The sequence below is a fragment of the Sorangium sp. So ce381 genome, from assembly GCF_051473845.1.
GTDB lineage: Bacteria > Myxococcota_A > Polyangia > Polyangiales > Polyangiaceae > Sorangium > Sorangium atrum.
Genome location: NZ_CP150336.1, coordinates 5,848,398 through 5,862,446, shown reverse-complemented (window position 1 = coordinate 5,862,446; position 14,049 = coordinate 5,848,398). Strand labels below are relative to the sequence as shown.

Here is a 14,049-nt window from a genome sequence, read left to right as displayed (position 1 = left end):
ATGATTGAACGTCAAGGGCGAAGCCGCGTCATGAATCGTGCTCAACGCGGATGTCGCTCGCGAGCGCCGTCGGTGCGCTGAGCCGGCGGGGCGCGATCACCAGCGCGTCCAGCGGGAGATCCGCTGCACGCGCGTATAACCGCTCCCGTCGTCGGAGAGCCCGTACGACGTCGCGTCCGGCGTGCTGACGTGCGGGCCCCAGCCCTCGTCCTCGATCGGATCATCGTCGTCCGCGCCGAGGTTGTAGACGAAGCAGGCCCCGTAGTGCTGCGTGACGCCCGCATAGGCGCCCGCGCAATTGCCGTCGTCCTTGGTGTCCGCGTCGAAATCCGGCGACGACCACCCGGTGGCGAATTGCCACGAGAAGAGGTGGTCATCGCCGCCGACGCGTATCGGCGTGAGGAGGTGCATATCCCCGGTGTCGATGCCCTCGGCGGTCGCGCGCATCACCTCGGCGACGGTCCCTGCGATGTCCTCGATCTCGTCGCGGTATTCCCGGCCGGCGATGTACAGCGACGGCTGGTAATGGTTGTCGTCGAGCGACGGTGTCCCCTTGGCGGCGAGCCGATCGGCGTACAGGATCTTCCAGAACGGGAGCGTCGCGCCGTCCGCTGATCCGATGCTGTTGTAGACGAGCGCCCAGCGATCGCCGTCCACCGGCTCACCGCAGTAGACCTCGATCTGCTCCTGTGGGCCGGGCCCGTCGGGATCGAGCGCGTAGACGCCGCTCGGGGCGCTCTCGGGGACGGCGCCGCACCGGTCGTAGACGCACCCTGCGCTCGCCTCCTCGGCGCAGTCTTGCCCGCCGGCGCCCTCGCCACCCCCACCTCCACCACCGGCGCCCCCGCCCGCCTCCAGGTGGTAGGGCCTATCGAGCCCGGCGAGGGCCGTACACCCGCACGCCAGAAGGCATGCCGCCGCTCCCACCCACGTCGCGGACCCGCTCGTCATCCTCGCTCCCATGACCTGCTGCCTGCCGCGTCGCACCCGCCGGAGCGGCGTGGCGCTCCTCCTGCGCCGCGCGGACGCTACAGCCTCACCCGGGGCCTGGCAAGCAACCGGTCCGTTCGCGACGCCCCCCGACCGCGCGCACGAGCGCGCCGCTGTCCCGCAGGCATTGAAACGGAAGATGAAGGCGACGTGACGAACGCAACCAACGTGACGAACGTGAAGAACGTGACGAGCGTGACGAGCGCAACAACGCGAAGTGAATGAAGAAAATATCCTACAGAAACTTCATAGAAACACGCGCCCATGCATCGTCCTTGGCAAATCATGGGCCCGTGGTTGGCTGAGGCCATCCAGGCAAAGGATCTTTGGAATGAAGAGACGAGAATCTTCGCGTGAGGCCCCGAGCGCCGCGCCCCCGGGCCGCCGGCGTTTCCTCGGCGGAGCGCTCGCGCTCGGGGGAGCCGCGCTCCTCCCCGCTTGCGAATCGCGGTCCGAAGCGTCGGCGAAGCCCGAGGCGAACGCCGCGCCTCTGGTACCGGACGCCGCCAGGCCGGAGGTGTCCGAGCTGCGCTTCGGCATCATCGCGCTGACCGATTGCTCTCCTCTCGTGATCGCCCACGAGAAGGGGTTCTTCAAGAAGTACGGCATCAACGCGACCATCGTGAAGGGCGCGAGCTGGGCGGCGATCCGCGACTCGCTCACGAACGGGGATCTCCAGGCGACGCACATGCTCTTCGGCATGCCGCTCGCCTCGACGATGGGGCTCCTCGGATCGCCGAAGAAGCCCATGGTCATCCCGTGGCTGCTGAACCGCAACGGCCAGGCGATCACGATGAAGAGCGATCTCCGGGGCAAGGTGGCCGGGGATCCCAAGGCGCTCAAGCCGTTCATCGAGGAGGCGAAGGAGAAGGGGGCGCCCATGACCTTCGCGATGACGTTCCCGCCTGGAACGCACGCCATGTGGACCCGCTATTACCTGGGCGCGGGCGGCGTCCACCCGGACAAGGACGTCGCGCTCGTGACCATCCCGCCCGCCCAGATGGTCGCCAACATGAAGGTGGGCAAGATGGACGGCTTCTGCGTCGGCGAGCCGTGGGGCGCCAGGGCGATCTCCGACCAGATCGGCTACACGGCCGTCACCACGCAGGAGCTCTGGAGGGATCACCCCGAGAAGGTGTGCGCGTTCACCGCGGAGTTCGCCGACAAGAACCCGAAGACGGTGAAGGCGGTGATCAAGGCGCTCCACGAGGCGAGCGTCTGGCTGGACAAGCTCGATAACCGCCCCGAGCAGGCGGACATCGTGTCGAGGCCCACGTACATCAACTGTCCGCCGGAGCTCATCCTCGGCCGGCTGCAGGGGCACTACGACTACGGCGACGGGCGCAAGAAAGAGGACAAGGAGTACATGATCTTCAGCGAGCGGGGCTGCAACTACCCGCAGCCCAAGTACGCTCTCTGGTGGCTCAGCCAGTTCCGCCGGTGGGGCATGGTCGAGGGGAAGCCGGACTACGAGGGCGTCGTCAAGCAGGTCATGCGCCCCGATCTCTACGAGGAGGCGATGAAGGAGCTCGGGGTCGCCCACGGCGGCCGGAGCGACGCGCCGGAGACGCTGTTCGACGGCGTGACGTTCGATCCGAAGGACCCGGAGAAGTACGCGACGTCGTTCCCGGTCCATGCCCTGAAGGGATGAACCCGCATCGCCATCGCCGCGCCGGCGGGAGGCGCGGCGGCGGAAGCGGAAGCGGCAGAGGAGTGTTGCATGAGCGAGGCGAAGGCGATCTCTCCGAGGATTCGAGTCGACCACATGATCCTGCCCCTCTTCGGGGTGGCCTGCGTGATCGGGCTATGGGCCGCCGCGAGCAGCCTGTGGACCCAGACGCTGCCCTCTCCGCTCAAGACATGGGAGGTGAGCAGGCCTTATATCTTCGAGCCGTTCGAGAAGCGGGGAGAGCTCGATCAGGGCATCCTCCGCTTCACCTGGTACTCGCTCCAGCGGGTCGCCAAGGGCTACACGCTGGCGATCCTCCTCGGGACGCCGATCGGGTTCTTCCTGGGCGCGTCGAGGCTGTTCAGGTCGAGCTTCGATCCCATCATCCAGATCCTCCGCCCGGTCTCGCCGCTCGCGTGGCTCCCGCTCGGCCTCGTGCTCTTCCAGAAGCCCGACCCCGCCGGCGTCTTCACCATCGCGATGTGCTCGATGTGGCCGACGGTCCTGAACACCGCGCTCGGGGTGCGATCGATCCCGCAGGACTACATGAACGTCGCCCGGGTGCTCCGGCTGTCGCGCATGAAGACGCTGTTCAAGGTGCAGCTCCCCGCAGCGCTGCCCTACATGTTCACGGGCTTCCGGCTCAGCCTCGGCATCGCCTGGCTGGTCATCGTCGCCGTGGAGATGCTGACCGGCTCGCCCGGGGTCGGCGGCTTCCTCTGGCAGGAGTACAACAGCCTCATCTACGAGCACATCATCCTGTGCATCATCACCATCGGGGTCGTCGGCTTCCTCCTGGACGCCCTGATGAGCCTCGTCGAGCGCCGGCTCAAGCTGGCGGGAGCGTGACGTCCATGCCGCTGGTCGAGCTCTGCAACGTCGGGAAGAGCTATGGCGGCGGGGACACCCGCACCGAGGTGCTCAGGGACATCCACCTGGAGATCGAGAAGGGCGAGTTCGTCGCCGTGGTCGGCTATTCGGGCGCCGGCAAGACGACGCTCATGTCCCTCATCGCCGGGCTCCTCAGGCCGGACACCGGGGAGGTCAAGCTGAACGGGAAGGCGATCGAGGGGCCGGGCCCCGACCGCGGCGTCATCTTCCAGAACTATTCACTCCTGCCCTGGCTCACCGTCTACGAGAACGTCTACCTGGCCGTCGACCAGATCTTCGGCGCGTGGTCCACAGAGAAGAAGCGGGAACATACCGAGCGCTACATCGCCATGGTGAAGCTCACCGAGGCCCGCGAGAAGAAGCCGGCGCAGCTCTCCGGCGGCATGCGCCAGCGGGTCTCGGTGGCGCGGGCGCTCGCCATGGATCCGGAGGTCCTCCTGATGGACGAGCCATTCGGCGCGCTGGACGCGCTCACGCGCGCGACGCTCCAGGACGAGCTCGCGCGGATCTGGCGCGCCACCCGGAAGACCGTGCTCCTCATCACCAACGACGTCGACGAGGGCATCCTCCTCGCCGACCGGATCCTGCCCCTCAGCAAGGGCCCTCGCGCCACGCTGGGGCCCGGGATCACCGTCGATCTCGAGCGCCCTCGGGATCGCAAGGCCCTCAACCACGACCCGCGCTTCAAGGAGATCCGCGGCGCGGTGATCGGCTACCTGCTCGGCCCGGGCGCCGGGCCCAGGGCGGGCGAGAGCGCGCCCGATGCAGCGCGGAGCGCGGAGGCGGTCGCATGAAGAAGTACCTCGAGATCTGGAATATCACGAAGACCTTTCCCACGCCGAAGGGCCCCTCGGTCGTCCTCCGGAACTTCGACCTGAACCTGAGGAAGGGAGAGTTCCTGTCCCTCATCGGCCACTCCGGGTGCGGGAAGTCCACCGTGCTGTCGATGGTCGCGGGCCTCTCCGAGATCACGAGCGGCGGTATCGTCCTCGCGGGCAGGCAGATCCAGGGTCCTGGCCCGGACCGCGGGGTCGTGTTCCAGTCGCCCTGCCTCCTGCACTGGATGACGGCGCTCGAGAACGTCCTGCTCGGGGTCGAGCAGGTCCACCGGCAGAAGAGCAAGAAGGACTGCATCGAGATCGCGACGCACTACCTCGAGCTCGTGGGGCTCGAGGAGTCCATGCACAAGAAGCCGCGCGAGCTGTCGTCGGGGATGCAGCAGCGGGTCGGGCTGGCGCGTGCCTTCGCCCTGTCGCCCAAGATGCTCCTCCTCGACGAGCCCTTCGGCATGCTCGACTCGCTCACCCGGTTCGAGCTCCAGGAGGTGCTCATGAACCTGTGGGCGGAGGACCACAAGACCGCGCTGATGGTCACGCACGACGTCGACGAGGCCCTGTTCCTGTCGGACCGCATCGCGATGATGACGAACGGACCGGGGGCGCGGGTCGGCGAGATCCTGGAGGTCCCGTTCCCGCACCCGCGGGACCGTCAGGAGGTGCTGGAGGACCCGATGTACTATCCCCTCCGAGAGCGGCTGATCACCTTCCTCGAGGGCCAGGCCCACAAGGAGAAGCCCGCCGCAGAGAGCGCCCGAGCGTCCGTCCCGGAAGGCGCCGTGAAGACGGGGCGGTTCTGGAGCGCGCTCTGGAAGGGGACGAGGACATCGGCGTAGAGCGGGGTGCAGATTCGTGGGATACGGGCTCAGCCGCCAGGCAGGCGAGCGAGGAGTACGAAAGTAAGCCGCAGCGAGCCGAACGACGCGGAGCATGCCCTCTCTTCTCGAGGCCTGCACAGCGTCGCTCCCTCGTGGAAGGGCCCTTTGCGACGAACCTCACCAAAGCGCGGATTGCTGTCTAGCTGACCGTTCGGGGCAGAGCCCATCACGGCCAGGCGAGCGCGAGCTCTGCCCTGCGCGCGCCTGTGCGCGCAGGGCTCACGAGGCTCACCACCTGCGACAAAAATGGAGGGAGAGGCGCACGCCCTGAAACAAAAGCCATACGGACAAGCTGGAGTTGCGCGAATGTATCTTTCCTCCGACTGCGTCGGTTGCGGCAAGCGATCAAGCGAGGAAAGTGTATGCGCGTATCTCGACTCTTCGCGGCTGTCGGCATCGTATGGCTCTCCGGCGCCTGCGGCTCGTCCGAGGGCACGGGCTCGGGAGGCGAAGGTGGCGTCGCCACCACGTCAGGGCCCTCCAGCAGCGCAGCCGAGGGCAGCTCCTCGGCCAGCGGCTCCGGAGGGGCCAACGCTGGCGGCGGCGGGATGACCGGAACGGGCGGCGCCGGCGCGGCGGGCGGCTCTGGAGAAGGCGGCGCGGGCACAGGCGTCGGTGGTGCGGGCGCGGGCGGCGCGGGCGGCGCGCTCGCCAGCGGTGCGGGCGCCGGCGGCGCGGACGGCGTCGGCGGCGCGGGCGGTCCTGACACGGGGGTCGAGGTGCCGACCTGCGAGCCCTACGGGGCCACGTGCGCGCGCTCCGGAGATTGCTGTTCCGGGATCTGCGACAGCGCGACGAGCACCTGCGCCTCTCCGCTCAGCGTCTGCCTCGGGACCGGCGCCGCTTGCGAGGAATCCTCGGAGTGCTGTAACCTCAATTGCGCTTCGGGCAGGTGCAGCGCGACCGCCTGCCTCCCCGATGGATCCGACTGCACGGCAGGCGGCGCCGCGTGCTGCAGCGGCATGTGCGTCGGCGGGACGTGCAGCGACGTCAACGGCGCCACCGCATGCCAGACGGGCGGCAACCCGTGCACCGAGGACAGCCAGTGTTGCTCCAAGCTCTGCGGGCGAGACAACCGCTGTGTCCTCTACTCCTCGTTCTGTGTGCAGCGCAACGACGTCTGCAAGGGCGACAGCGACTGCTGTACCGGCGTGTGCGTCAAGCGGAACACCTCCGATCCCGCGGGCTACTGCGGCGCGGAGCCGTCGACGGCGAGCCGCTGCAGCAGCGGCGGCATCGACGGCGCGGTCTGCGACAGCTGCGGCTTCTGCTGCAGCCGCGTCTGCGCGCCGTACGGCCCCACCGGGATCGCCGTCTGCCAGCCGCCGAGCGGCTGTCGCGTGAACGGCGCCCTGTGCCGGCGCAACGAGGACTGCTGCGGCGGCGATCCCACCGCCGATCTACCGGGCGCGGGCAGGGTCGTCTGCGACAAGTCGGGGGATCCGGACGGGGAGATCGGCCGCTGCCGCAACCCGAACGGCTGCACGCCCCAGGGCGGCGTCTGTCACTTCAAGGACAGCTATTGCTCGGATACGTCCACCAGCGCTCCCAACAACTGCTGCAGCTACCTGGGCCACGCCAGCAACTGCCGCCTCGACGCCCTCGGCGTGCCTCGGTGCAACGCGCTCACGGCCTGCCGCCAGGCAGGCGAGGACTGCGCCTCCGCCGACGACTGCTGCGACGGCGCTCCCTGCGTGCGGAATAGCGAGACTGGCAAGCTCCAGTGTTACGACACGCCCGGAGGGACGACGCCCCGCTGTGTCACGGCGGGCGGACCCTGCACGAACAACGGCGACTGCTGCGTGGGAACGACGTGCGAGTACGAGCCGGGCTCCCTTTCAGGCACGTGCACGACGGACTCCCCGTCAGGCGCGACAGGGAGCTCGGGCGCGACCGGGAGCTCGAGCGCGACCGGTGGAGCGGGCGGCGCCGGCGGCGGCGGTGGCTCGGACGGCGCGGGCGGCACCCCGCCGCGATGCGCCGAGTACGGGCAGCTCTGCGGCGCGACGTCCGACTGCTGCAACGCCGGAACCGTGCAGTGTTACAACGGCATCTGCCGCATTCCTCCGGGCTGACGCCGCGTGCTGGCGCGTTGACTCGCGTCGATTCACTCGTGTCGAGGAGAATGGATATGACCGGCAAGAACCGCGGGATCTACGCCCGCTCCTTGTTCCTGACATCGCTCTGGTGCCTGGGCTGGGCGCTCGCGTCGGGATGTTCGGTATCGGATGGCGGAACGGGCAGGGGCGGCGGCGGCTCCGGAAACGGCGGCTCCGGCGGTACGGACTCCGGTGGAACGGGCGGGGAGCCCTCCCTCGGAGGCGGCTTCATCGCGTCCGGGCCGGGCGCCGGCTCGGGCGGGGGGGAGGGCGGCGGCGACTGCGGCGGCCAGCAGGTCGAAGCTCAGCCGCGGCAGGCTCACCTCGTGATCGTGCTCGATCGCTCCGACAGCATGACCAAAGCGTGGGAAGCGAGCGACCGCTGGACGATGATGAAGGGCGCCCTCGGCACCGCGCTCGACGTGATCCAGGACAGGATGTCCGTCGGGCTTCAGCTCTTTCCCTCCGACGATCACTGCGGCATGGAGGCGGGGGAGGACCTGAGCGTGGCCGTGGCGCCGGGCGGGACATCGGTCCCCGCCATCAAGACCCTCCTGGACGGCACCGACCCCGGCGGCGCGACGCCGACCGCGGACGCCCTCGCGCGCGCCCTCGGGTACCTCACCGTGGGAGCCGGCGGCGCCCTCGAAGGTGACAAGTACGTCCTCCTGGCGACCGACGGCGGTCCCAACTGCAACCAGGATCCGGCCATGACCTGCGAGGCCGCGACCTGCACCACGAACATGGATGGGGACTGCCCTTCGGGCGTGCCGAACTGCTGCGTCGCGGGCTTGACGGACGTGTGCCTGGACGACGCGCGCACGGTGCAGCGGGTGAAGGAGCTGCGCGCGGCCGGTATCAAGACCTTCGTCGTCGGCATCCCCGGCGCGACGGCCTATGCCGCCGTGCTGGACCAGCTCGCCGTCGAGGGCGACACGGCCACGTCGGAGACCTCGCCCCGTTATTTCGAGGTGGTGGACGCGGCGAGCCTCGGCGATACGCTGACCAGCATCACGAGGGATCTGGTGAGGACCTGCGAGCTCTCGCTGGAGACCGAGCCGCCGGACCGCGCGAAGGTGAACGTCTTCATCGACGACGAGGTGCTGCCGAGGCCGGGCGACGACGGCTGGGATTACGACGATTCGACCACCCCGCCCACCATCGTGATCAAGGGCGCCACGTGCGAGCACGTGAAGTCCATGGGAGCGGAGAGCGTCCGTGTCGAGTTCGGCTGTCCCACCGTCGAGGTGCCGCAGTGACCTGCGCCCGTGACGCACCCTCCCGGCGCGCCGCGTGATCGATCCCCTCCAGCCCTCCGAGAGCCAGCCCACATCGCATGGAGCGCCGCGCCAGCGCCGCACTGCCGTGCTCGGTGACGGGGCGCGAACGCCAGACTCCGTCCAAGTTGGATGTCTAGCGCACAAATGCTGAAAAATATCACCGTGGACGAATCAATGTTCCGATTTCGGTGGTGACTCGGAGGCAGCGATCTAGACATAATCCGCCCATGGTGCGCTTGTGCGAGAACACCGTCCGTCCTGCCTGCTCGACCCGAGCAGCAGCGCCGGCGGGCCCGCCCAGCGCCCCGGCGAGGTGAGATGCTGTCCGCGACCTGTTCCGTGAGCCAGCCGATCTATGTCGACTCGAGCATCGAGGTGTTCGAAGGAACCTGGGGTGACGAGCGCAAGCCTGCTGTCTTCAAGGTCCTGAAGAGCGAGTTCCCGAGCGCGCGAGAGCTCGCGGCGCTCCGGCACGAGTACAACGTGCTCTGCGCGCTCGACGTCGAGGGCGTCGTCAAGGCCTACGGGCTCGAGAAGCACAGGAACGGCCTCGCGCTCGTGCTCGAGAGGCCGAGCAGGACGACGCTCCACGACCTCCTGCGCGCCGGCCGGCTGGAGCTCAAGGCGGCGTTGACGATCGCCCGCTCTGCGGCCCGGGTCCTCGACGAGTTCCACCGCCGCAAGGTGATTCACAAGGACATCAAGCCGCAGAACCTCCTCGTCGACCCGGACACGCTCGAGGTCCACTTCGTCGGCTTCGGCATCGCGACGCTCCTCCCGCACGAGACGCAGCAGGCGATAAGCCCCGAGGCGCTCGAGGGGACCCTCGCGTACATGTCGCCGGAGCAGACCGGCCGGATGAACCGCGTGATCGACCGCCGCACCGACCTCTACTCGTTCGGCGTGACCCTCTATCAGATGCTCACCGGCGTCCTGCCGTTCACCGGCAGCGACCCGCTGGATCTCATCCATGGCCACATCGCGCGGACGCCGGTGCCGCCGCCCGAGCAGGTCCCGGGCGTGCCCGACGCGGTGTCCCGGATCGTGATGAAGCTCCTCGAGAAGAACGCGGAGGACCGGTACCAGAGCGCCTTCGGGCTCTTCGCCGACCTCGACGCGTGCCTCCGCCAGCTCTCGACGTCCGGCGCCGTGGCGCCCTTCGCGCTCGGCCTGCGCGACATCCCGGATACGCTGCGCATCCCGCAGAAGCTCTACGGCCGCGCCGAGGAGGAGCGCGCGCTGCTCGCCGCCTTCGAGCGCGCCGCCGGCGGGGAGGGCGAGCTCCTGCTCGTGTCGGGGTACGCGGGCATGGGCAAGTCGGCCCTGGTGAACGAGATGCACAGGGCCATCGCCCAGCGAGGCGGCTACTTCACCGCGGGCAAGTTCGAGCAGCTGAACCGCGGGGCGCCGTACGCCTCGCTCGCGCGCGCCTTCCGGGAGCTCCTCCGGCACATCCTCACCGAGCGACCGGAGCAGCTCGCGCGCTGGAGCGCGGCGCTCGCCCGCGCGCTCGGGAGCAGCGGCCAGCTCCTCGTCGACCTCATCCCGGAGCTCGAGTGGATCGTCGGCCAGCAGCCCCCGGTCCAGCAGCTCCCGCCGGCGGAGGCGCAGGGCCGCTTTCACGCGATCTTCAAGGCGTTCGTCCGCGTCTTCGCGACCGCCGAGCACCCCCTCGTCCTCTTCCTGGACGACCTGCAATGGGCCGATCCGGCCTCGCTCAAGCTGCTCCAGGTCCTGGCCGCCGATCCGGAGCGCGGCCACCTTCTCCTCCTCGGCGCCTTCCGCGACAACGAGGTCTACGCGGCTCACCCGCTCCGCGTCGCGCTCGGCGAGATCGAGAAGGCAGGCGCGCCGCTCCGCGAGCTCAAGCTGAGCCCGCTCGCCCTCGCCGACGTGATCGCGCTGCTCTCGGACGCGCTCTCCGCGGCCCGCGCCGACGTCGAGCCGCTCGCCCGCGTCGTGTTCGATCGGACCCAGAGCAACCCGTTCTTCGTGCGGCAGTTCCTGGGCTCGCTCCACACGGAGGGCCTGCTCCGCTTCGAGAAGGGCGCCTGGACATGGGATCTCGACGGCATCCGGCGGCGCACGGTCACCGACAACGTCGTCGACTTCATGGCGCGCAAGATCGGGGAGCTCGAGCCCGAGCTCGTGCGCGTCCTCCGCCTCGCGGCCTGCATCGGGCACGAGTTCGACCTGCGCACGCTCGCGGTCATCAGCGAGCGGCCCGCGCACGAGACCGTGGCCGCGCTGTGGAAGATCCTGCAAGAGGGCCTGATCGCGCCCGTGGACACCGACTACCGCCTCGCGCACGCGGCCGACGACGAGGCGCAGACCGGCGTCGACTGGCGCGTCAACTACCGCTTCCTGCACGATCGCGTCCAGCAGGCGGCGTACTCGCTCATCAGCGAGGATCACAAGCGGGAGGTCCACCTCCGCATCGGGCGGCTCATGCTCGCCAGCTGCGAGGGCGCGGCTCGGGACGAGGCGCTCTTCGACATCGTCAACCACTTCAACATCGCGGCGCCCATCGTGACCTCGCCCGCGGAGCAGGCCACGGCCGCCGAGCTCAACCTCGCCGCCGGCAGGAGGGCCAAGGCCGCCACCGCCTACGAGGCGGCGGCCGGCTATCTCCGCGCGGGCATGGGGTTTCTGCCCCACGGCGGCTTCGACGACCATCACGAGCTCGCCCTCGCGCTCCACAGGGAGCGCGCCGAGGTCGAGTCGCTGTGCGGCGCCTTCGAGGAGGCCGAGCGGCTCTGCGCCGCGGCGCTCGCGCGCGCCCGGACGGCCATGGACAAGGTCTCCGTCCTCCTCGTGCAGGCGAACCAGTACCTGCTCCAGTGGCGCAATCACGAGGCGACCCTCGTCCAGAAGGCCGGCCTCCGGCTCCTCGGCTGTCCGATCCCCGAGGCCCGGGAGGAGGTCGCCGCGCTCCTCGAGCGGGAGCTCGAGGCGGTGCCCGTCCTCCTCGGCGCGCGCAGCATCGAGGAGCTCGCCCACGCCCCGAGGACGACGAACCCCGAGCACCCCGTGACGCTGGAGCTGCTCGTGAACCTGTTCTTCGGGGCCTACAACTCGAGCGACCAGACGCTCGCGAACCTCGCCATCGTGAAGATGGTGACGCTCTCGCTGCAGCACGGAAACAGCGATATGTCAGCGTTCGGATACGTCGCGTACGGCATGGTGGTCGGCCCGCTGCTCGGCGAGTACGAGACGGCCTATCGGTTCGGCAAGATGGCCGTCGAGCTCGCAGACCAGCTCGACAACCTCGTGCTCCGGGCGAAGACCTACCACATCTTCTCCGCGGACGTGCACAGCTGGACGCAGCCGCTGCGGAGGGCAGATCCCTATTACGACCGGGTCTACGACCTCGGGCTCCAGGCCGGCGACTGGACGGCCATGGGGTACATGATCAGCCAGAGCGGCTCGGACCGGCTCACCTACGGGATGAACCTCGCGGAGCTCTCGCAGCTCACCGAGACGCACCTCGCGTTCCTGCGGCGCGCCCGCAGCCATGACATCATCGATATCCTCCTCGCGGGCGTGATCCAGCCCCTCCGGTGCCTGCAAGGGCTGACGAGGGGCCGGCTCAGCTTCGACGACGACGGGTTCGACGAGGCGGCCTACGCGGCGAAGCACGGCGGCTCGCCCTACCACATGGGGTGGCTGTATTACGCCAAGATCCGGAATGCCTACCTGTTCGGCGACAGGGCGAGCTTTGCCGATCTGATGCCGAAGCTCGCCGTGATCGAGGGCGCCTTGCCGACGCACGCCAAGGTGCCCGAGGCGACGTTCTACGCGGGCCTCATGCGGATCGCCGCGTGGGAGAGCGCCGAGGGCGCGGAGCGGCGGGAGCACGAGGAGCGCCTGCTGCGGCTCCTCGGGCGGATGAAGCGCTGGGCCGACGCCGGGCCGGACAACGTGCTCCACAAGCACCTGCTGCTGCTCGCCGAGCAGGCCCGCGTCGAGGGGCGGAGGGCCGAGGCGATGGACCTCTACGAGCGGGGCATCGAGGCCGCGCGGCAGGCCGACTACATCAACAACCAGGCGCTCGGCAACGAGCTTTACGGCAGGTTCTGGCTCGCCCAGGGCAGGGTCGAGTTCGCGCACATCTTCCTGAGAAGGGCGGTTTACCTGTACGAGCGCTGGGGGGCGACCGAGAAGGCGAAGGCGCTGCGCGAGGAGCTCGCGCCGGCCGACCCCTCGGCGCTGGGCCAGCCTCTGGCGCTCTCGCCGACAGGCACCGCGCTCCAGGGCCTCGTCGCGGGGGAGAGCTTCGATCTCGCCACGGTCCTCAGCACCGCGCAGGCCATCTCCAGCGCGATCGTGCTCGACAAGGTGATCGAGCAGGTCCTGCGCAGTGTGATCAAGAGCGCCGGGGCGAGCCGGGGGTTCCTCATCCTCGCGCGCGGCGAGGTGCTGACGGTCGAGGCGATGATCGCGGTCGGCCCCGATACGGTGAGCCTGGGCCTCTCGATGCCCCTGGAGGCGCGCCTCGATCTGGCCCGCTCGGTCGTGCATTACGTGACGCGCTCGCGCGAGGCGCTCGTGATCGGCCGCGCGGAGGACGACCCGCGCCTCGCCGGCGATCCGCACGTGAGCGCGCGCCGGCCGAAATCGATCCTGGGCTTGCCGCTCCTGCACCAGGGCCGGCTGAGCGGGGTGCTGTACCTGGAGAACCACCTCGCGGAGCACGCGTTTACCGCCGATCGCATCGAGCTCTTGCGGCTCCTGTCCTCGCAGGCGGCCGTGGCGGTCGAGAACGCGCTGCTCTACGCGGACCTCACGGCCGTGAGCGCCGAGCTCCGGGAGGCCAACGAGCGGCTGGAGCAGGAGGTGAAGGAGCGGACGGAGGAGCTCTCTCTGGCCAACGTGCGCCTCTCCGCGCAGAGCGCCGAGCTCCGGGACGCCAACCTGCGCCTGTTGCACGAGCTCGGCGAGCGCGAGCGCGCCGAGGCGGCCCGGGCCGAGCTCCAAGAGGAGGTGATCCGGTTCCAGCGGGCGAAGATCTCCGAGCTGTCGACCCCGCTCGTACCGATCACGAGCGACGTCATGGTCATGCCGCTCATCGGCACGCTGGACGAGGAGCGCGCGCACGACGTGCTCACGACCTTGCTCGACGGCGCGACGAGGAGCGGCACCCGCACCGTCATCATCGACGTCACGGGGATCAAGGGGGTCGATCAACGCGTCGCGAACGCCCTGCTCAACGCCGCGAACGCCCTCCGGCTGCTCGGGGTCCAGGCGGTGTTGACGGGCATCCGCGGCGAGGTCGCGCAGGCGCTCCTCCGGCTCGACATCGACATGTCGCGCATCGTGATCCGCGGGACGCTGCAGAGCGGGATCGCCTACGCCGTCGGCCGATCGGGCGGCATGAGCGCGCCGAGCACGCGGCGCTAGGGGCGC

At 69.4% G+C, this 14,049-nt stretch carries 8 protein-coding genes; 7 read left to right on the top strand and 1 reads right to left on the bottom strand.

Translation table 11 applies throughout. The features are described from left to right. Positions 1-96: 96 nt before the first annotated feature. Positions 97-951 carry a fibrinogen-like YCDxxxxGGGW domain-containing protein gene (locus WMF29_RS22040; RefSeq protein ID WP_437330717.1) on the bottom strand — a complete coding sequence of 285 codons (855 nt, stop codon included), beginning with the start codon at positions 949-951 and terminating at the stop codon, positions 97-99. A 370-nt stretch (positions 952-1,321) separates the two neighbouring features. On the opposite strand from WMF29_RS22040, the gene WMF29_RS22035 reads away from it, so the two are divergent. The 7 genes from WMF29_RS22035 to WMF29_RS22005 all read left to right on the top strand — a co-directional run bounded on the left by WMF29_RS22035 (position 1,322) and on the right by WMF29_RS22005 (position 14,043). Further along, on the top strand, positions 1,322-2,641 hold the full coding sequence (locus WMF29_RS22035; RefSeq protein WP_437330716.1) for a CmpA/NrtA family ABC transporter substrate-binding protein: 1,320 nt from the start codon (positions 1,322-1,324) through the stop codon (positions 2,639-2,641). Positions 2,642-2,710: 69 nt separating this feature from the next. Continuing rightward, positions 2,711-3,508, top strand: a complete 798-nt coding sequence (gene ntrB, locus WMF29_RS22030; RefSeq protein ID WP_272092815.1) for a nitrate ABC transporter permease — start codon at positions 2,711-2,713, stop codon at positions 3,506-3,508. Positions 3,509-3,513: 5 nt separating this feature from the next. After that, positions 3,514-4,344 carry an ABC transporter ATP-binding protein gene (locus WMF29_RS22025; RefSeq protein WP_272095890.1) on the top strand — a complete coding sequence of 277 codons (831 nt, stop codon included), beginning with the start codon at positions 3,514-3,516 and terminating at the stop codon, positions 4,342-4,344. Then, entirely contained in the window at positions 4,341-5,222 is an 882-nt protein-coding gene (locus WMF29_RS22020) for an ABC transporter ATP-binding protein (protein ID WP_437330715.1), read from the top strand. The genes WMF29_RS22025 and WMF29_RS22020 overlap by 4 nt, the downstream gene beginning before the upstream one ends. A gap of 404 nt (positions 5,223-5,626) precedes the next feature. After that, positions 5,627-7,339, top strand: a complete 1,713-nt coding sequence (locus WMF29_RS22015; RefSeq protein ID WP_437330714.1) for a hypothetical protein — start codon at positions 5,627-5,629, stop codon at positions 7,337-7,339. A gap of 56 nt (positions 7,340-7,395) precedes the next feature. Further along, positions 7,396-8,622 carry a vWA domain-containing protein gene (locus tag WMF29_RS22010; protein ID WP_437330713.1) on the top strand — a complete coding sequence of 409 codons (1,227 nt, stop codon included), beginning with the start codon at positions 7,396-7,398 and terminating at the stop codon, positions 8,620-8,622. Positions 8,623-8,982: 360 nt separating this feature from the next. Next, positions 8,983-14,043, top strand: coding sequence for an AAA family ATPase (locus WMF29_RS22005; protein WP_437330712.1), 5,061 nt, complete (start codon positions 8,983-8,985; stop codon positions 14,041-14,043). Positions 14,044-14,049 lie beyond the last annotated feature (6 nt).

Bases quoted from the DNA above. Each gene is read 5' to 3' on its own strand.
- WMF29_RS22040 (WP_437330717.1), bottom strand. From the start codon at position 951: ATGACGAGCGGGTCCGCGACGTGGGTGGGAGCGGCGGCATGCCTTCTG.
- WMF29_RS22035 (WP_437330716.1), top strand. From the start codon at position 1,322: ATGAAGAGACGAGAATCTTCGCGTGAGGCCCCGAGCGCCGCGCCCCCG.
- ntrB (WP_272092815.1), top strand. From the start codon at position 2,711: ATGAGCGAGGCGAAGGCGATCTCTCCGAGGATTCGAGTCGACCACATG.
- WMF29_RS22025 (WP_272095890.1), top strand. From the start codon at position 3,514: ATGCCGCTGGTCGAGCTCTGCAACGTCGGGAAGAGCTATGGCGGCGGG.
- WMF29_RS22020 (WP_437330715.1), top strand. From the start codon at position 4,341: ATGAAGAAGTACCTCGAGATCTGGAATATCACGAAGACCTTTCCCACG.
- WMF29_RS22015 (WP_437330714.1), top strand. From the start codon at position 5,627: ATGCGCGTATCTCGACTCTTCGCGGCTGTCGGCATCGTATGGCTCTCC.
- WMF29_RS22010 (WP_437330713.1), top strand. From the start codon at position 7,396: ATGACCGGCAAGAACCGCGGGATCTACGCCCGCTCCTTGTTCCTGACA.